19 protein-coding genes and 4 tRNA genes are annotated in these 17,320 nt (G+C 45.3%); 5 read left to right on the top strand and 18 right to left on the bottom strand.

Features of this window, described 5'->3' with window-relative positions; translation table 11 throughout:
• Positions 1–29: 29 nt before the first annotated feature.
• From HPY31_RS21030 to HPY31_RS21040, 3 genes are all read right to left on the bottom strand, one after another.
• On the bottom strand, positions 30–509 hold the full coding sequence (locus HPY31_RS21030) for a hypothetical protein (RefSeq protein ID WP_172142327.1): 480 nt from the start codon (positions 507–509) through the stop codon (positions 30–32).
• Positions 510–900: 391 nt separating this feature from the next.
• Positions 901–1,941 (bottom strand): FecCD family ABC transporter permease, encoded by a 1,041-nt coding sequence (locus HPY31_RS21035; protein WP_172142328.1) that lies wholly within the window; start codon positions 1,939–1,941, stop codon positions 901–903.
• The gene (locus HPY31_RS21040; protein ID WP_172142329.1) at positions 1,934–2,950 is read right to left on the bottom strand and encodes a FecCD family ABC transporter permease; all 1,017 of its coding nucleotides are present in this window, start codon (positions 2,948–2,950) and stop codon (positions 1,934–1,936) included. Before HPY31_RS21040 ends, HPY31_RS21035 begins: the two co-directional genes overlap by 8 nt.
• A 263-nt stretch (positions 2,951–3,213) precedes the next feature.
• Here HPY31_RS21040 and HPY31_RS21045 point away from each other — a divergent pair, with 263 nt between their 5' ends.
• Positions 3,214–4,224, top strand: a complete 1,011-nt coding sequence (locus tag HPY31_RS21045) for an ABC transporter substrate-binding protein (RefSeq protein WP_172142330.1) — start codon at positions 3,214–3,216, stop codon at positions 4,222–4,224.
• A gap of 57 nt (positions 4,225–4,281) precedes the next feature.
• Here HPY31_RS21045 and HPY31_RS21050 read toward each other — a convergent pair whose 3' ends face one another.
• Positions 4,282–4,440, bottom strand: a complete 159-nt coding sequence (locus HPY31_RS21050) for a hypothetical protein (RefSeq protein WP_172142331.1) — start codon at positions 4,438–4,440, stop codon at positions 4,282–4,284.
• Positions 4,441–4,633: 193 nt separating this feature from the next.
• Here HPY31_RS21050 and HPY31_RS21055 point away from each other — a divergent pair, with 193 nt between their 5' ends.
• Together HPY31_RS21055 and HPY31_RS21060 are read left to right on the top strand one after the other, a co-directional pair.
• Positions 4,634–6,502, top strand: a complete 1,869-nt coding sequence (locus HPY31_RS21055; protein ID WP_172142332.1) for a PAS domain-containing sensor histidine kinase — start codon at positions 4,634–4,636, stop codon at positions 6,500–6,502.
• Positions 6,503–6,537: 35 nt separating this feature from the next.
• Positions 6,538–6,672 carry a DUF4023 domain-containing protein gene (locus HPY31_RS21060; protein ID WP_015893478.1) on the top strand — a complete coding sequence of 45 codons (135 nt, stop codon included), beginning with the start codon at positions 6,538–6,540 and terminating at the stop codon, positions 6,670–6,672.
• Positions 6,673–6,923: 251 nt separating this feature from the next.
• Here the strand turns inward: HPY31_RS21060 and HPY31_RS21065 are convergent, their stop codons facing one another.
• Both HPY31_RS21065 and HPY31_RS21070 read right to left on the bottom strand, forming a co-directional pair.
• Positions 6,924–8,159: a branched-chain amino acid ABC transporter substrate-binding protein gene (locus tag HPY31_RS21065; protein ID WP_016740358.1), complete on the bottom strand. Its 1,236-nt coding sequence runs from the start codon at positions 8,157–8,159 to the stop codon at positions 6,924–6,926.
• Positions 8,160–8,375: 216 nt separating this feature from the next.
• Positions 8,376–8,849 carry a copper amine oxidase N-terminal domain-containing protein gene (locus tag HPY31_RS21070; protein WP_142498190.1) on the bottom strand — a complete coding sequence of 158 codons (474 nt, stop codon included), beginning with the start codon at positions 8,847–8,849 and terminating at the stop codon, positions 8,376–8,378.
• A 215-nt stretch (positions 8,850–9,064) separates the two neighbouring features.
• Here HPY31_RS21070 and HPY31_RS21075 point away from each other — a divergent pair, with 215 nt between their 5' ends.
• Together HPY31_RS21075 and clpP are read left to right on the top strand one after the other, a co-directional pair.
• Entirely contained in the window at positions 9,065–9,286 is a 222-nt protein-coding gene (locus tag HPY31_RS21075; RefSeq protein WP_026043328.1) for a hypothetical protein, read from the top strand.
• 131 nt (positions 9,287–9,417) lie between these two features.
• Positions 9,418–10,020 (top strand): ATP-dependent Clp endopeptidase proteolytic subunit ClpP, encoded by a 603-nt coding sequence (gene clpP, locus HPY31_RS21080; protein ID WP_007720441.1) that lies wholly within the window; start codon positions 9,418–9,420, stop codon positions 10,018–10,020.
• A 110-nt stretch (positions 10,021–10,130) separates the two neighbouring features.
• Here the strand turns inward: clpP and HPY31_RS21085 are convergent, their stop codons facing one another.
• The 12 genes from HPY31_RS21085 to HPY31_RS21140 form a co-directional block, all read right to left on the bottom strand.
• Positions 10,131–10,316 carry an H-type small acid-soluble spore protein gene (locus HPY31_RS21085; protein ID WP_015893484.1) on the bottom strand — a complete coding sequence of 62 codons (186 nt, stop codon included), beginning with the start codon at positions 10,314–10,316 and terminating at the stop codon, positions 10,131–10,133.
• Positions 10,317–10,332: 16 nt separating this feature from the next.
• Positions 10,333–10,515, bottom strand: coding sequence for a hypothetical protein (locus tag HPY31_RS21090; RefSeq protein ID WP_015893485.1), 183 nt, complete (start codon positions 10,513–10,515; stop codon positions 10,333–10,335).
• A 127-nt stretch (positions 10,516–10,642) separates the two neighbouring features.
• The gene (locus tag HPY31_RS21095) at positions 10,643–10,900 is read right to left on the bottom strand and encodes an HPr family phosphocarrier protein (RefSeq protein ID WP_015893486.1); all 258 of its coding nucleotides are present in this window, start codon (positions 10,898–10,900) and stop codon (positions 10,643–10,645) included.
• A 49-nt stretch (positions 10,901–10,949) separates the two neighbouring features.
• Positions 10,950–11,897, bottom strand: a complete 948-nt coding sequence (gene whiA, locus HPY31_RS21100; protein WP_172142333.1) for a DNA-binding protein WhiA — start codon at positions 11,895–11,897, stop codon at positions 10,950–10,952.
• An 8-nt stretch (positions 11,898–11,905) separates the two neighbouring features.
• Positions 11,906–12,916 carry a gluconeogenesis factor YvcK family protein gene (locus HPY31_RS21105; RefSeq protein WP_172142334.1) on the bottom strand — a complete coding sequence of 337 codons (1,011 nt, stop codon included), beginning with the start codon at positions 12,914–12,916 and terminating at the stop codon, positions 11,906–11,908.
• 78 nt (positions 12,917–12,994) lie between these two features.
• Entirely contained in the window at positions 12,995–13,876 is an 882-nt protein-coding gene (rapZ, locus tag HPY31_RS21110) for an RNase adapter RapZ (RefSeq protein ID WP_015893489.1), read from the bottom strand.
• Positions 13,877–14,111: 235 nt separating this feature from the next.
• Positions 14,112–15,071, bottom strand: coding sequence for a thioredoxin-disulfide reductase (gene trxB / locus HPY31_RS21115; RefSeq protein WP_087347835.1), 960 nt, complete (start codon positions 15,069–15,071; stop codon positions 14,112–14,114).
• 64 nt (positions 15,072–15,135) lie between these two features.
• The gene (locus HPY31_RS21120) at positions 15,136–16,779 is read right to left on the bottom strand and encodes a tetratricopeptide repeat protein (RefSeq protein ID WP_172142335.1); all 1,644 of its coding nucleotides are present in this window, start codon (positions 16,777–16,779) and stop codon (positions 15,136–15,138) included.
• Between the two features lie 146 nt (positions 16,780–16,925).
• Positions 16,926–17,001, bottom strand: a tRNA-Gly gene (locus HPY31_RS21125).
• 40 nt (positions 17,002–17,041) lie between these two features.
• Positions 17,042–17,117: transfer RNA gene (locus tag HPY31_RS21130), tRNA-Lys, on the bottom strand.
• A gap of 5 nt (positions 17,118–17,122) precedes the next feature.
• Positions 17,123–17,198 (bottom strand) — tRNA-Phe (locus HPY31_RS21135).
• 31 nt (positions 17,199–17,229) lie between these two features.
• Positions 17,230–17,306, bottom strand: a tRNA-Asp gene (locus tag HPY31_RS21140).
• Between the last annotated feature and the right edge of the window lie 14 nt (positions 17,307–17,320).

Here is a 17,320-nt window from a genome sequence, read left to right on the forward strand (position 1 = left end):
TATATATTTAGTGGAAATAATCTGAAATTTTATTGGTTATAAATTGCTTTAAATGCATAAGGAATCGGTTTGATTGGCTTGGAATCAAATCCAGAGTAGTCATATATCATAATATAGTAGATGCCCTCTTTTTCGAGATCTTGTGTGAAGCTTAATTTTCCATTTACTACTTCACGAGGACCCGCTGACTTTTTACTTTCATGAAACACCGCTACCCGTAGGTTCCCTTTTTCTGATGTTAAGCTACTAATCGCAAAATTAAGTTGCCCCGGTTTCGCGTAAAACTTAAACCAATCGAAATCTTTGTTATGGCCAATCTCTCCTGCATACGAAACATTAGAATTAACAAATGAAGCAAATGCAGGATCATCATTTGGCTCATAAGGATCGTTTGCCGCCGCAGCTTTTTGAGGTGATTTCAAACTTTTTGCAGGTTCCGCTGCCAGTGCAGATACGGAAGCAGATAATACGAGTGACAGGCTTAATAGGCTTGCTACGACTTTTTTCACGAATAAATCCCTCCAAAAGCTGTGATAGTAAGTACTATTAATTTTTACCATTTTATAACTGAATTGTAAATATGAGTTTTGTTATTTTTTGTAATAATTTGATGATTTCACTAGAATGATGTCTGCATTTATCGAACAATGACTGATATTATCGTTCTTTGCTTTTCTCCATTTAAAACGAAGTTCTCATTCACAAAGTACATTAACTATTAGTCCCATTGGTTAGCATAAATGTAATCTATACTAATCTTTACCATATTTAAAGTGTTTTGTAAATTCGAATCATGTAATATTTTGTAATAAATTGACAGATAGTCAACACAAAAAACCCTGAAGCACTACTCTCCTTCAGGGATCCTCACTCAACTATCGATAAACACACTTCCAATTCCTACTGATGATTCCTCGTTTTATACAAAAGATAAACAAAAAACGGCGCTCCAATCGCTGCGGTAAAAATCCCAGCTGGCAAATCATGCGGTAAAAACACCGTTCTCCCAATCAAATCAGCCAAAACGACAAGCATCCCGCCCAAAACAGCGGAAGCCGGCAGCAAGTAACCATACGCAGAACCTACTAACCTACGCGCAATATGCGGGGCCATCAAACCGATAAAACTAATTCCTCCTGCCACACCGACTGCAGCACCTGCCAAAGCCACACTGATCGCAATTAAGAGCAATCGCTTCTTATCAATCGCGACGCCAATGCCTTTAGCGATATCATCACCGAGCTCCTGGGCATTCAAATAACGAATTTGGAAAATCGTAGCGCCGAGAAATAAAACTGTCCATGGAAGCAATGTCATGACATTTACCCACGACATACCGTACACAGTTCCAGTCATCCACCCGAGAGCGTTTGATGCTTTGTGGGTTTGGGTGATGACCAGGAAAAAGATCGTTAATGCCCCCATGCCTGCCGAGATACATACACCGACAAGCGCGAGGCGAAAAGGGGAGACTCCCTCTTTCCACGCAGTGAGATACGTAAGCGTCGCGGTTAACAATCCACCGATCAAGGCCACCAATGGCATCCATTGTACACTTACATCTTTTGCGAATGTGATAAATGCTACCGCTGCTGCCGTTGCTCCCGCTGTAGTCCCGATCAAATCAGGTGAAGCTAACGGATTTCGTACCAAGGACTGCAAAATAGCCCCCGATACCGCCAGGGAAGCCCCCACCATTACTGAAACGACAACGCGAGGCAATCGCCAATCGAGCACGATCAATTCATTCTGTTCACTGCCCGCTCCCACAAAAGCTTTGACGACCTCCCACACAGGAATATGCAAGCTTCCTAAGCCAATACTCAATACAATCACAACAGATAACAGCAAAAATAGTATGAAATTAATTCCCAAAGCCCGCCTATCTACATGAAACGAAAGCGATGGCTTTTTGGTCCGAATGACTACATGTCTATGCATACGCCCTCCCCCTGACCAGCGGGATGATAAAAGCCACTCCTATCATAGCGGTTGCTACGCCTACTGGTACTTCCAGACGCATGGGCATCAATACAAGGCGAGAAAGCAAATCAGCGCAAACCAGAAAAGCTCCGCCGAAAACAATCGAATAGGGAATCAACCATCGATGATCAAGCCCGACTAAGAAACGACATAGATGCGGGATGATGATGCCCACAAATGCAATTGGTCCGGCGAGCGCGACACTCCCACCTGCCAAGAGCACCACGAGCAATAACGCAGTAGCTTTTACCAAGATAATCTTCTGGCCCAGGCCAGTCGCTACATCATCACCAAGTACCATCAAGTTTAACGAGCCAGTCAGTACCATAGCGCCTAACCAGCCTACTAGCAAATAAGGAATGATCATAAAAAAATGATCGAGCTGTCTTCCCTCCACAGAACCAACTAACCAGTAAAAGGCCTCTGTCATCGTCTTTTCTTGCAGCAGCATAAACAGCGAAGTCACAGACGAAGCAAAAGCGGCAACCGCTGCACCCGAAAGTGTCAGCTTAATCGGAGTCATGCCTCCCCGCCCAGCGGAGGCCAATCCGTATACAAGCAGGGCAGTCACACCTGCTCCGATAAAACCTGCCCACATCATTTGCGACACTGGGAATTGCGAGCCAAAAACAACAATCGTCGTCACAATAGCTGCTGCAGCTCCAGCGTTCACGCCGATAAGAGACGGTGAAGCCAAAGGGTTACGAGTCAACGCCTGCAACAAAACACCTGCTACTGCGAGGCTGCTCCCCACTGCTACCGCTGTCAGTGTACGCGGCATTCGGGAAGTCGTAATAATCAAATGTTCCTCCGAACCGGAAAATTGAGTGTATGCCTCTACTGCAGTTGTGAGCGAATACTGATTGATTCCGAAAAGGATACTAGCCACCATCACGACTGCCAGGACAACGAGCCCTGCTATGAGTACAGTAGTCTTTTGCAGTCGGCTGGACAAAATCACATTCACGCCTGTTCCCTTCTTTCCGTTGCATTCTACCTATTCTGTCTATTCGCTACCTATGTATGTAAGTTTCTCCCACTAATCAGTCTAAGCTTGCGGATAGGGCTAGTCAATGATATTGATTTTTATTATCGCTATTGGAAAATCAGCACAGTAATATCTATAGTTTTCCTCCAGTTCCAAAAAATATATTGACACATTGTCATATGAGCATATAAAGTAGTGAAGAAAAATGATAATCATTATCAGTTAAAGGGGGATTTTCCATCATGCGCAAAACTTCCCTGCGTTTGATGCTCGGGGCTATGCTTTCCGCAGTCATGCTCGTAACAGGTTGCGGAGGACAGGCAACGCCTTCATCCAACTCGTCTTCTTCTACACCAGCCGCGTCAACAACTCCATCAGCACCGGCAGCGTCTGAAGAGAGAGAAGTAAAACACTTTATGGGGTCAACAAAAATAAAAGGAACTCCTCAACGTGTTGTCACTCTCACCAGCGAAAGCACAGAGGCTGTTCTCGCATTAGGGATTACACCAGTTGGGGCTGTCATGAGTGGCCTCGGTAAACCCGGTGACCCATGGCATCCACATATTAAAGAAAAAATGAAGGATGCAGTTGAATTAGGTGATGAGAATCAACCAAACGTTGAGCTGATCGCCAGCCTGAAGCCAGACCTGATTCTGGGAACGAAAGGACGCCAAGGGCAAGAAAAAGTATACGCTCAGCTTTCCGCGATTGCTCCAACCGTCTTCTCCGAGGATCTCGTAGGCAGATGGAAAATCAACTTTGCCCTTTACTCCGAAGCGCTGAATAAAAAAGCTGAAGGCGACAAGCTGATGGCTGATTTCGATAAGAAGATTGAGGATGCAAAAGGAAAACTGGGTGACAAGACGAAGATGAAAGTCTCTGTCGTTCGTTTCGTAGCTGGCAAAACTCGTCTTTACTTGAAAGACACCTTCTCTGGCGTTGTTCTGAACCAGCTCGGCTTTGCTCGACCAGCCTCCCAAGACATCGATGAGTTCAAAAAAGACATCCCAAAAGAGCTCATGTCCGAAATGGATGGTGACGTCATGTTTTACTGGATCGGCGATTATTCCGGTGATGGATCTGCGAATAAATACACCGAGGAATGGATGAAAGACCCACTCTATCAAAAGCTGAATGTCGCGAAAAACAATAAGGCATTCCAAGTTGACGAAGTGATCTGGAACGTAGGCGGCGGTATCCTTTCTGCTGAACTGCTTGTTGATGACATCGTAGAGCGTTTCTCCAAACTGTAGGCTATAAAAAAAGCAGGAGTGGTTGAGATAACCACTCCTTTTCTTTTGCCTGTGGCATTATTGATTTAGTTCCTTACTTCCAGCATTATCCTTACTGGGCAGAATCGGATCTATTTGTTCAGGTTTACGTGAATAAGCTTTGTTTGTAACCAAAATCGTCACACCGATGATGACAATAAAAATGAACACCAACGCAACGATAAAACCCGTTGTCATGCATACACCCCCGACTTTTTTCTAACTCTCATTATAGCTGATTTCCATGCGAGTCAGAACCTTCAGGAATAACCAATTCATTATAGAATAACAAACTATTCCAAATTTTGATAGGAAAATGGATCCTATATCTCGAATAGTTACGACAACGCTATCTCACTCAAATACTTGATAGACTATGCGGGGGAATCTGATGAACAAGCTTAAAACCCCTTTCTTATGGAAAAAGAAACGCTCAAAAAAGGAAATCACACAAGTGTTATTTCCAGATCAAATATTAAAAGCATTTTTTCATTTTACGACGGATGCCATCTCGATTAGTGATCTCGATAACAATATCGTCTTGGTGAATCATGCGTTTGAGCAATACTACGGTTGGTCCATGGAGGAGATTTACGCTTCACCGCTCTGCTTTATTCCAGAAGAGTACAAGAGCGAGACCAAACAGTTATTTGATGCGGTCAGGAGCATGGGTGTATTACTAACCAATTACGAAACCATCAGGCAGCGAAAAGATGGCACGAAGATGGATGTCATTCTGTCAGCTGCTCCAATCAAAGACGAAACGGGAAAAATTATTGGTGCTTCCTGCATTACCCGTGACATCTCCGACCGCAAAAAAATTGAAGAGGCCTTGCGTCAAACCGAAGCCAAATATCGTCTACTCATCGATCATACCCAGGATATCGTGACGATTTATGATTTATCCATGCGACGCATCTATGCCTCCCCATCCATCGAGCAATTGGGATTTGTTCCAGCCGAGGTTACTTCCCCTAACAATCTGCAGCTCACACATCCAGAGGATATCCCTATGTTCCAGGACAAATTTCAAGAGATCATGGCAACGAAACAACCCGTTCATTTCGAGACGCGCTCTATGGATAGGAATGGAAACGAGGTCTCCTTCGAAACACGCGGTATCCCCATTTTAAACGCAGTAGGAGACGTTCAAAACATTATGTTAGTCTCGCGAAATATCACAGAACGCAAATACTCTGAGGCCGCTTTATTTAAAAGCGAGAATACGAACAAAATCATCTCAGAATACACAGATGATCTTATTCTGATTACGGACAAAAACGGGGATATCCTCTATCTCTCCCCTTCGCATTCACGCGTAATCGAAACGAGTGAACATTGCCGTCAGCTCACCTTTGCCGAGATTCATCCCGAAGATCGCCAAACTGTCATTGACCACTTTCATCACTTGCTGGCGACCAAAGAAGCAAAGATATGCGAATTCCGTTTCCAGACAAAAAATAACAAATGGATCGTTCTCGAATCAAAGGGTGCCCCCATCCTGACGAAAACGGGAGATTGCGATGGCTTTATCATTGTATCGCGGGATATTACAGAACGGCGACATAACGAGGAACTATTACGGAAGGCGGAGAAGCTGTCTGTGATTGGGGAGCTGGCTGCTGGAATCGCCCATGAGATTCGCAACCCGCTCACATCTTTGAAGGGCTTTATCCAATTTCTTTATCCGAGCATGAATGATAACCAGCAGTACGCTGACATCATGCTATCTGAACTGGACCGAATCAATTTTATTGTGAGTGAATTGCTAGTCTTGGCAAAGCCTCATAGCATTCAAATCAAGCCTCTTCCGCTCATCCCTTTGCTGGAAAACGTTTTGACACTTTTGAGATCGGAAGCAAATTTGAAAAACATCGATTTTCGGACCGTATTTGCTTACCATCCAATCATTGCGGGAGAAGAAAACCAGCTCAAACAGGTCTTTATCAACATCATTAAAAATGCTATCGAAGCAATCGACGGACATGGTGAAGTTGTTATTGCCACCAGCCTAAAAGACAATCATCAGGTGCTCATTACGCTCACGGATACTGGCTGTGGAATCTCTGAAGAAATGATTCACAAGCTGGGTGCCCCCTTTTTCACGACAAAAGAAAACGGAACTGGCCTCGGCCTCATGATCAGTAGCAAAATCATGAAAGACCACAACGGCAGCCTGGAAATTAAAAGCAGAGAGCACGAAGGTACAATGGTAGAGATAACGCTGCCGATTGTACAGGACCAAATTGGGTCATCCTAGAAAGGTGTACATCTCATCATCGGTGGAGGTGCCCTATGGATTTTACCAAAATGAGCACGAGTGAGTTCGTGGCCAAAATTCGCGAATCCCAAGCGAAAAACCTACGAAGCAGACAGCATCAGGGCTACGGTCATCCCGAAAAGCGTTTGCCTAGCAAGCAAGGTATTTAAAAGCAAAAGCCCACCCGTTAGCTCCTTTGGCTAAAACAGGTGGGCTTTTGTCATTGTTATTGTGGATCCTGCTTATTCAGGTTACGATCTCTTTCGGACTTTTGCTTCTGGGTGCCTTGGGTCTTGCTGCTGTGTCCTTGGTTTCCGCCATTCTTTGTATTTCGATTGTTTGACATCAGAATCCCTTCCTTTTCATTCTGGTATTCATGCCAAACGTAGTATGTCCCAAATGGCTTATTCATAATGAAGAATTACTTCGCTTCACCCATGAATACTTTCTTTCCGTCCTCGTATTTGTACACGTATACGGAAGCAAAGTCGTTGTCGCCTTTTTCATTGAATGTTACGTTAACGAATTTCCCTTTGTAATCTTTGGTTTTGTGAACCGCTGCCAGCACTTGTTCACGCGTTGGCTTTTTGCCGCCGTTTGCTTTGATCGCTTCTTCCAGACCGTTCAGCATAACACCCATGGAGTCATAACCAAACGAAGTGAAGATCCCTACTTTGTTGCCAGTCGCGCTCTCGAAGTCTGTGATCCATTTCTTGCCGTCTTCGGTAGCACCAATATCACCAACCGTAGAAGTAAAGACTACATTATTGGCATTTTCCGCACCAGCAATTTTCACCAGGTCAGCGGAGTCGTAGCCATCGCCACCCATGAAGACACCTTTGAAGCCTTTTTCACGCGCTTGCTTCACGATGATCCCTGCATCAGAGTAGTATCCACCGAAGTAGATCATCTCTGGATTTTTCGCAAGGATTTGGGTGATGATCGCACTATAATCCTTCTCGCCTGCTGTTACCCCTTCATAGCCGAGAACTTGTACGCCATCTTTTTCAAATTGCTTTTTCACTTCTTCCGCAAGACCTTGTCCATAAGCAGCCTTGTCATGCATAACGAATGCCGTTTTTACATTCAACTGATTTTTGGCAAAAATCGCAGCCTTGGAGCCTTGCTGATCATCACGCGCACAGATGCGGTGTACGATCTGTTTGCCTTGCTCAGTCAGATCTGATCCCGTTGCGGAAGGAGATACCATTACGAGCTTCTCTTGCTCGTATTGCGCTGCTGCTGTGATCGAAGCACCTGTTGTAGCATGGCCTACTACTCCGACTACATCAGGATTCGAAATCAACATTTGTGCGACTGCTACCCCTTGTTTCGGGTCAGCTTGGTCGTCTTGCGCGGACAATTGAACGTCAAAGCCAAGTGCTTTGAATGCCTCTGCCTTTTCTTTCAACGCATATTCAGCACCAGCTTTTGCTGTGCTTCCATAATCAGAATACTGGCCAGACATCGGACCAACTACAGCAACAACGAGCTTCTCGGTAGCGCCACTTGCACCGCCCGTGCTTCCTCCGCTATTGTTGCTCGGCTGTGGTGTCGCGCTTTGGCTACCAGTCCCCGCACCTCCACCGCAGCCCGCGAGCAATGTGCTCAAAGCAAATGTTGCAGCCAGTATCGACAATGATTTCTGTTTTTTCATAGCAAAAATCCCCCTCTTTATTTATGAGCAAACTATGAATCACAATCTTATTGTAGGATATTTTAGAAAATTTGCAATAGAAATCATTGAGGGAAGAGTCAATCAAATAGCCTCTATTGCTGTCTGCTAATAGAGGCGTATACGTGTAGTATTGAAGCAAATAGCCACTTCTACGTATAGAAGTGGCTATCCTCATGAGAAATATCCCATTGATTATTAGGAATTAATTGGAATGCTCAGCTTGTAAGTCAGCGTTTTTGCATCGTACTCTACTGTCGCACCCAATTCTTGAGCAATGAATACGAGGGGCACGAGCACTGCACCTGTCACTGGACGTGGCGGATTTGCTACACTCGTTTCTTTGCCGTTTTTATAAGCAAAGTTTTTGTTTTCGTACATACGCAGAGCGTACTTGTTGTCTTTGGCAACCAGCAGAGATTTGGTCGTGCTATCCCATGCTGCAGAACCACCCAAAGCAATTGCCAATGTGCTCGCATTCACATACGCAACACCATTTTCAGTAACGATTTCTTGTGGGAATGGGAACTCCTTGCCATTTAGCTGAACTTTGATTTTTTGTTGTACAGCTGGTGCAGGAGCAGGAGAAGTTTGGGCAAACGCAGCCGTTGCCGCTACACTTCCTGTTAGAAGAGCTGCTGTCAGCATCATTGTAGAAAACTTGCGAAGCATAATAAACACCCCTTAAATATCATGAAATGAATTCCAATTTTGTATGATTCGACATAAATCAACTTTTTCCTTCTTTTTTATCCCATACATTTCCTATGTAATTCTCTCTTCAAACATGACAAGACTAGGAAAAAAAATAAATATCCCACGAACAAATGTTTTTGTGCACAACCTGTGTATAACATTGTGGATAACTTTCGAAAGTGAGGCTTGCTATGGCAGGGGAACGTTTTTTTCTCATTTATCAAGAGGCCAGTGATGAAGAATGCTTATTGACCATTGAACCATACAAAGATCAACAGGAGCTGGCGGAAGCCATCAATCAACTGCAAGCCAAACAAGTCGATGAATATACGATTATCAAGGGAAAAAAGATGAAAGCCACGCTGAAACTCGCCGTCGATTTAACCGAGGCCGATGAGAATTCCAAGGAATGAATGTTTTCTTTTTCGAGTAGGTTTAGACAGAGGGAATTTGGCAAACATGGTAGGGAGGGCGCGCACTTATGTGTTTGACCTTCATTGACCTTTTGTGTATGATATTGTTACAAAGAGAGGAGGAAGACTAGATGCATATGAATTTAATTCCAACCGTCATTGAACAGACAAACCGCGGGGAACGTGCTTACGATATTTATTCCCGCCTGCTCAAAGACCGCATCATCTTTCTGGGAACCCCAATCAACGACACCGTAGCCAATATCGTTGTGGCACAGTTGTTGTTCCTTCAGGCGGAAGATCCGGAGAAAGACATTCACTTGTACATAAACAGCCCAGGCGGTTCTATTACTGCTGGTATGGCAATTTACGATACTATGCACTTCATCAAGCCTGATGTATCCACCATTTGTATCGGAATGGCTGCTTCCATGGGAGCATTCCTGCTGGCTGCTGGGGCAAAAGGCAAGCGCTTTGCTCTGCCAAACAGTGAAGTCATGATCCACCAACCATTAGGTGGCGCACAAGGACAAGCGAGCGACATTGAGATTGCCGCAAAACGTATCTTGAAGATGCGTGATCATCTGAACACCATCTTGGCTGAACGTACTGGACAGCCTTTGGAGCGCATCCAAAAGGATACCGATCGCGACAACTTCCTCTCTGCCGCTGAAGCAGTAGAGTACGGATTGATTGACAAAGTCATCACTTCCGAACCGTCTTCGAAAAAATAAGAGCTGTCGTAAAAAAAAGCACTCGTGCCTGAACTACCGGCCGAGTGTTTTTTTGTATGCCGAGCAACCTCCTTGAGGTTTCCCTTGGTCTGCTTGGCTTTTTCGGTGAATCATTGTGATACTTCCATTAACTGACTGACATAGACTGTCCGGCTATGCCCTGGATTTTTTTCCTCATGTACACGTGCTGTTGACGTTTTTTCGTCTACAGCATCGATCCAAACGGCTTGTCCATCGTACTCTACCTTGATATGGTCGTCGGATTTCATGATGGCTTGTGCTCTTGTTACATTCATAAGTGACTGACTCCCTCTATTGATCATCGTCAAGAGCTTGCTTGGCTGACGTAGCCCCTGTCATCGTATCTACAGTCGTTTCTTCAATCAGACCGTTTTGGTCGGAAACAACTCCGCCCCCCAGTCCCTCATTCACCATCCGATCAATGTCCATATCATAACAATCGCGGCCTTCGTAACACTTATCACGGTTACTCATGTCTCATTCCTCCTTCATGCAATATACATGGTTAGAAATGCCCTGCCCGAAGTGAATTGATACATATTCATCAAGATAACCAACAAAAAAAGACACCTCCCTTAAGGGAAAAGTGTCTCTCGTAACTCTATTCTTCTTTGCTTACCAGATTCGTAAGGCTGCTGACTGCCTGGGAGGCATCCGGCCCTTCTGCCAAAATGGTAATTTCCGTTCCAGAGCTGATTGCGAGGCTCATGATACCCATGATGCTTTTCGCATTGACCTTCTTGTTGCCTTTTTCTACGAATACTTCCGATGCAAAACGGTTAGCTTCCTGTACGAAAAAAGCTGCTGGACGAGCTTGCAAACCGGTCTTTAACTGAACCACGACCTGCTGTTGAACCATGAATGGACCTCCTTACTAGTAGACTATTATCCTTTAGTATAACATGCATCTACATCGAAATATTTTGTTTTTCTCGTATTTTGTCAGCGATTTCGTTAATTTTTCGCAAGCGGTGGTTAATGCCCGATTTGCTTACTACTCCGCTTGGCACCATCTCGCCCAACTCTTTCAAATTGATGTCAGGATGAGCCACTCGAAGCTCCGCGACCTCGCGTAGACGTTTTGGCAAATTCTCCAAACCCATCTCTTGATCGATAAGCTGAATATTTTCCATTTGTCTGGTGGCTGCATTCACCGTTTTGTTTATGTTGGCGATTTCACAATTGTGTAAACGGTTTACGGAGTTCCGCATGTCCTTTACGATTCGGACGTCCTCGAAATACAGAAGGGCCTGATGAGCCCCTATCAAGCTCAAAAACTCTGTAATCTTTTCGCCTTCTTTAATATAGAGAACATACCCTTTTTTCCGCTCGATGCACTTGGCATTTAGTTTATACCGATTGGCGATCTTGGTCAATGCTTCGCAAAAATCCTGATAGGAAGTGAAAATCTCCAGATGATAGCTGGATGCCTCTGGATGATTCACAGATCCCCCCGCCAAAAAAGCCCCACGCAAATAAGCAGCGCGGCAGCATGACTTTTTCACGATCTCTGGAGCGATTCCAGGAATAAACGACAAGCTTTGATCCATGATGCCCAAGTCTTGCAAGACCTCATTGGCCTTATTCGGAATACGCACAATGTAGACGTTGTTTTTTTTCAAACGCATTTTTTTGCGTACCAGCAATTCAGCGTGTATCTGAAACAACCTCTTGATTAACGTGTAAATGCGTCGGGCAATCGCCGCGTTCTCTGTCGTCACATCCAGCACCAGTCGTCCGGCTCCAAACTGCAGACTTCCATTCATCCGAATCAAGGCTGAGAGCTCTGCCTTGCTGCAGCAATCGGCACCCTCCATCATGGTAAGCTCTTTTTTGGTATGCGCGGCGAATGACATCGACTTCACTACTCCTTCTCTATCTTCAGCACCTTCCGTCTTCGTTTGACAAGTGACACAACCTGCTTGCTGACAGCATGTGCATCATGACGTAGGTATCCGTCCTCAAATGTGACTAACGGCTTCGCCACTACATGCAGACCGAGTTGGCGTAATCGCTTTAGGTCACATCGGACAGGAGCTGCTCCTTTTTCCGCGTATTTGTCCAATACATGGGTAGGTAGCTCTGCTGAATTGACAATGATCGTATCCAGAAATGGTTTATCTACATGTTCATACATGACATTCACGTGCCTGGATGCAGAAAAACCGTCTGTCTCCCCTGGTTGTGTCATGACGTTACAAATGTAGATTTTTGGGGCTTGTGCACATGTAATCGCTTCAAATAACCCTCGTACTAATAAATTGGGCAGGATGCTCGTGTACAAGCTGCCAGGCCCAATCAAAATGGCATCCGCGTCGGCAATCGCACTCAGGGCTTCGCTCAGAGGAACAGCATCCTCTGGATCAAGGAACACCCGCTTGATTTCTTTGCCAGTCAACGGTATTTGGGATTCTCCGATTACGAGAGATCCATCTGTCATTTCCGCTTTCAACTGAATCGATTGCGTGGAAGCTGGCAATACATCTCCACGAACTGCCAAAACCCCGCTCAATGTTTTGACTGCGGTGACAAAATCTCCAGTGATTTCGTTCATCGCTGCAAGTAATAGATTTCCCAAATTATGCCCGGCTAATCCCGTGCCTGTGGAAAAACGATATTGCATGACTTTTTCCATCAACGGCTCTGTATCGGCCAGAGCAGTCAAGACGTTTCGAATGTCGCCAGGTGGAAGCATATCCATTTCTTCTCGCAAACGTCCAGAGCTTCCCCCATCGTCTGCTACCGTCACAATCGCTGTAATATGCACCGGCTCGTGCTTCAAACCCCGTAGAAGGACGGACAGACCCGTTCCTCCGCCAATAACGACTATCCGTAATGGCCTTGACTGTAGCCTCCCGACTCCCTTAGTAGGCATATGTCACCTCATTATTTCTAATACATATACCACAGGTGGCTTTTTATGCTCGCTTCAATCTTTCCTGCCATCTTATGCTCATTTGTTCTTTTCCATGTCTCGATGACTGACACGGACAGAAAAATCTTTGCCAAAGGCTTCTCCCAAATGTTCTGCAATGGCTACCGAGCGATGCTTGCCACCGGTGCATCCGATTCCTATCACAAGTTGACTTTTTCCTTCTCGCTGGTAATGCGGTAGCGTGTACCCCAAAAAGTCTGTAAGCTTTTCTAAGAATTCCTTTGTGTCCTTGTGCTGCATCACATACTCTGCCACGTCTGGATCACATCCTGTTTTCGGACGCAAATCCTCCACATAATGCGGATTGGGCAAAAAACGGACATCGAACATCAAGTCAGCGTCTATCGGTGCGCCGTATTTGAAACCAAACGATAATACATTAATCGTAAGGGGTGATCCTTGTTGACCGTATTGGTTGATGATTTTTTCTCGTAGCTGAACTGGCTTCATTTGACTCGTATCGATAATCTGATGCGCCCAGCCCTTCATTTCCTCCAACAAACGGCGTTCGGCGTGAATTCCTTCCAAAGGCGAACCGTTCGGAGAAAGCGGATGTCTGCGGCGTGTTTCCTTATAGCGAGAAACCAATGTCTGATCGTTCGCATCCAGATAAAGGATATGGTAAGATAGTCCATTCATCTGATTGAGGCTTTCCATGGTTACGGCTAGATTTTCAAAAAACTCACGCCCTCGCAAGTCAATCACCAATGCGACTCGCTCAATACTCCCACCAGACTGTTTAACCAACTCAGCAAATTTGGGAATCAGTACAGGGGGTAGGTTGTCTACACAAAAAAAGCCCAGGTCCTCCAAGCTTTGTACAGCAACTGTCTTTCCCGCACCTGACATTCCGGTAATAATCAGGAGATTCATGGCCTTGTCGTTTCCCAATTCCGTCACGCAACTCGCCTCCTACGATTCTGACAATAGCATACCATATTGTCGACCTTATTCGCACCTTTTTGAACCGCTTCCCCTGTTTTTCCAATGACGTCCTTTACAGGCGTACAAGCTATTTTAGAAAAAAAGATGCGTGACTGAATGCCAGCCACGCAACAATTGTTTATATAGATAAGGGGGTCAATTCATTGTCTATAGATTACACTTGAATTATTTCATCCATGTTACAAGCAGGTTAAGAGATTGTGACATTTTGTTCCTTTAGCTTTTCATTGAGCTCTTCTACATAATGCTGAGCAGATTGAGCAGCGATTGAACCGTCTCCAGTTGCTGTCACGACTTGGCGCAGCATTTTTTCCCGTACATCGCCTGCTGCAAAAACACCTTTTACTTTGGTGTTCATTTTTTCGTCTGTCAGTACGTAGCCTGCGTCGTTGGTGATGCCCAGTGGACGTACACTTGCAGTCAATGGGTCCATCCCTACGTAGATGAACACTCCATCTGCCGGGAATTCTCTTTGTTCACCTGTTTTGGTGTTTTGCAAGAGAACCGCTTGTACCTTGCCTTCACCACGGATCTCTTTTAGTTCGGTATCCCAAATCACTTCGATTTTTTCGTTATCGAAAGCGCGTTTTTGCAAGATTTTCTGTGCACGGAACTGATCACGACGGTGTACGATTGTCACTTTGGAAGCGAAGCGAGTAAGGAACACTGCTTCTTCTACCGCGGAGTCTCCTCCACCAACAACCACCAGCTCTTTATTGCGGAAAAATGCACCGTCGCATACTGCGCAGTAAGATACACCACGGCCGGACAATTCTTTTTCGCCTTGTACACCGAGCAAACGATGCTCTGCACCAGTTGCCACAATAACAGATTTGGTCAAGTATTCCTTGTCACCCGTGATAACGCGCTTGTACGGCTCTTCATCGCGGATTTCCTTGATCTCACCATAAGCATACTCCGCACCGAATTGCTGTGCATGCTCAAACATTTTTGTAGAGAGATCAGGGCCAAGAATGGAAGTGAAGCCTGGGTAATTCTCGATATCTTCCGTGTTCGCCATTTGACCGCCTGGGATCCCTCTCTCCAGCATCAATGTGCTCATGTTCGCACGGGATGTATATACAGCAGCCGTCATTCCAGCAGGGCCAGCTCCGGCGATAATCACATCATAAACTTTTTGATCGCTCATGCTTGTTGCCTCCTCGTCTCACACAGTTCTGTTTCCTTATTTAAATTAATTATAATGTAATAATCTATTTAAAATCAAGTGTCGACAAAACTTTAACGCACTTTGCCAAGGTTGCAGCAGAAATGCCATATTTTTGAGCTAGAAGGGCTTGTGACTGCTTTTCGTTCGTTATCGTTCCGTATACATATTCTAATGCTGCGACCCACGCTACTTCTTTTCGCACTTGTACACGACTTTGGGCATATTCATGATGCTTACGCCATACATCGAGGCACCATTCTCCAGCCTCTTGCTTGCCCTGCGAGAGCAAATAATGGCTTATGCCTTCTTCTATACTGCTCTTTTGATCTTCCGCCGTCGGTGAACCATTTGATCCTTCTGGAGTTCCTTCCGGCATATCTGCACCCATATCAGCCAAAGCCAGCAAAGCCAGCTTTTGTAGCTGCTGGTTATCCGTCTGGTAATAAAATTGACGGACTGCAGTTTCAGCTTCATCGTCTCCGATCAGAGACAATGTTTGCAGCACCGCGAATTTCACTTCATCGCGTCCATGCTGTAATGCCCAGAGAAGGGAGGCTCGGATCATCGGGTCTGTTTTAAAATCTTCCACTCCCGTAAACGAAGCCTTTTCCCAAGAAACATCACGTTGGGTCGTATTGTATTGGTAGGGGATTGGTTTTATAGTCTCCCCTTCTTGTTCGTTTTTTACCATTTGAATGTATTGATCTGCGATTCCTGCTTCTGGATCTAACTGCTTGGCTTTTTGCCACCAGCGCAGTGCTTGATCCTTTTTCCCACTCAAATAAGCTGAGATTGCAGCATAGTGATACGTGCACGCTTCATGTGGTCGTCCATTTCGAAGCATGCGTTGGTAATGGAAATACGCTTCATCATGCTGGCCGAGCACTCCCATTGTTGTTGCAAGCTTATAGGTATTTTCCGGATGGAACGGAACAACCTTTTTCAGCGTGTCAATCAAGCTCAACAACTCTACCGTTTGATTGTGATGAGAGAGCAAAACCGCCAAATTGCACAGTGCATGCAGGTTTCCTTCTTCTTTATCCAGCGTCTGTTCAATTGTCTCCATCGCCTTCTCGAATTCTCCAGCATAATAGTAGGCGAGAGATAAATTGTTCCATGCCGGCAAAAACTCAGGATCGGCCTCGACAATTTCTTTTAAGGTATCCAATGCCTCTAGGAAACGTCCCTCTTCCAGACTGCGACGAGCTCGTTCATGCTTGCTGTATACGTCCTCTTTTTCACTTGGGAGGAAGTGTCGCGGTGGCATGTCCAGCTCAAAGTAAATATAGTCGAGGAGCTCTTCGGCATCTTCCCGATACGGTCCAGTGCTATCCTCTTGTAAATAACGAACAGCCATTTCTTCTGCCATAGGGTAATCCTCTAAGTTGGCATAGTTGTTCGCCATGTAGAAATACACTTCTGTCATGGATGGGTCCCATTTTTCTATCACTTCATAGAGGACTTCATTCGACGCTTCAAACTGTCCGGTTTCAGCTAAGGCACTAGCCAAATGGCAGTGGCATTCTGCATTCGTCGGCTCCATTTCAACTGCTCGGCGAAATGAGCGCAATGCTTTATCATAGTCGTACCGATTCAAACAGCGCATTCCCCGGTCAACAAAAAAAGCAGCATCTTGCTTAAAGTCAACGACGGTCGTTTTCTTCAAAATACTTTTGTTATGTTTCATAAAACCTCCAACATCGTAGGAGCTTACACTCCAAGTATCGTACCAGAAGCATCGGCACCCTACAAGCTGACTCGCCTTTTAAAGTGTTCAGCGGATAAAGCAAGAAACACCACTGGCCCATAGCAAGTGGTGTTTACGAACAAAAATGGAGCGGACGAAGGGTCTCGAACCCTCGACCTTCGCCTTGGCAAGGCGACGCTCTACCAATTGAGCTACGTCCGCATATCTTATCAACTATTCATATTTTGTCCGATTGAAAAACTGGTGAGCCATGAAGGACTCGAACCTTCGACCCTCTGATTAAAAGTCAGATGCTCTACCAACTGAGCTAATGGCTCGTACATGGTGGCTCGGGACGGAATCGAACCGCCGACACGAGGATTTTCAGTCCTCTGCTCTACCGACTGAGCTACCGAGCCATATACTTTATTCGCCACTCTTGAATAAGAATGGCGGAGCTGACGGGACTCGAACCCGCGACCTCCGGTGTGACAGACCGGCGTGAACTCCAACTTCACCACAGCTCCATATAGAAGGCTTG

Source organism: Brevibacillus sp. HB1.3, assembly GCF_013186635.1.
GTDB classification, from domain to species: Bacteria; Bacillota; Bacilli; order Brevibacillales; family Brevibacillaceae; genus Brevibacillus; species Brevibacillus brevis_D.

What these genes read in the sequence shown, in the direction of transcription:
- HPY31_RS21065 (WP_016740358.1), bottom strand. Translation starts at nt 8,159, where the DNA reads ATGAAAAAACAGAAATCATTGTCGATACTGGCTGCAACATTTGCTTTG.
- whiA (WP_172142333.1), bottom strand. Translation starts at nt 11,897, where the DNA reads ATGTCATTCGCCGCGCATACCAAAAAAGAGCTTACCATGATGGAGGGT.
- HPY31_RS21060 (WP_015893478.1), top strand. Translation starts at nt 6,538, where the DNA reads ATGGATTTTACCAAAATGAGCACGAGTGAGTTCGTGGCCAAAATTCGC.
- HPY31_RS21095 (WP_015893486.1), bottom strand. Translation starts at nt 10,900, where the DNA reads ATGGTTCAACAGCAGGTCGTGGTTCAGTTAAAGACCGGTTTGCAAGCT.
- HPY31_RS21075 (WP_026043328.1), top strand. Translation starts at nt 9,065, where the DNA reads ATGGCAGGGGAACGTTTTTTTCTCATTTATCAAGAGGCCAGTGATGAA.
- clpP (WP_007720441.1), top strand. Translation starts at nt 9,418, where the DNA reads ATGCATATGAATTTAATTCCAACCGTCATTGAACAGACAAACCGCGGG.
- HPY31_RS21090 (WP_015893485.1), bottom strand. Translation starts at nt 10,515, where the DNA reads ATGAGTAACCGTGATAAGTGTTACGAAGGCCGCGATTGTTATGATATG.
- HPY31_RS21050 (WP_172142331.1), bottom strand. Translation starts at nt 4,440, where the DNA reads ATGACAACGGGTTTTATCGTTGCGTTGGTGTTCATTTTTATTGTCATC.
- HPY31_RS21120 (WP_172142335.1), bottom strand. Translation starts at nt 16,779, where the DNA reads ATGAAACATAACAAAAGTATTTTGAAGAAAACGACCGTCGTTGACTTT.
- HPY31_RS21085 (WP_015893484.1), bottom strand. Translation starts at nt 10,316, where the DNA reads ATGAATGTAACAAGAGCACAAGCCATCATGAAATCCGACGACCATATC.
- HPY31_RS21035 (WP_172142328.1), bottom strand. Translation starts at nt 1,941, where the DNA reads ATGCATAGACATGTAGTCATTCGGACCAAAAAGCCATCGCTTTCGTTT.
- HPY31_RS21055 (WP_172142332.1), top strand. Translation starts at nt 4,634, where the DNA reads ATGAACAAGCTTAAAACCCCTTTCTTATGGAAAAAGAAACGCTCAAAA.
- HPY31_RS21045 (WP_172142330.1), top strand. Translation starts at nt 3,214, where the DNA reads ATGCGCAAAACTTCCCTGCGTTTGATGCTCGGGGCTATGCTTTCCGCA.
- trxB (WP_087347835.1), bottom strand. Translation starts at nt 15,071, where the DNA reads ATGAGCGATCAAAAAGTTTATGATGTGATTATCGCCGGAGCTGGCCCT.
- HPY31_RS21070 (WP_142498190.1), bottom strand. Translation starts at nt 8,849, where the DNA reads ATGCTTCGCAAGTTTTCTACAATGATGCTGACAGCAGCTCTTCTAACA.
- HPY31_RS21105 (WP_172142334.1), bottom strand. Translation starts at nt 12,916, where the DNA reads ATGCCTACTAAGGGAGTCGGGAGGCTACAGTCAAGGCCATTACGGATA.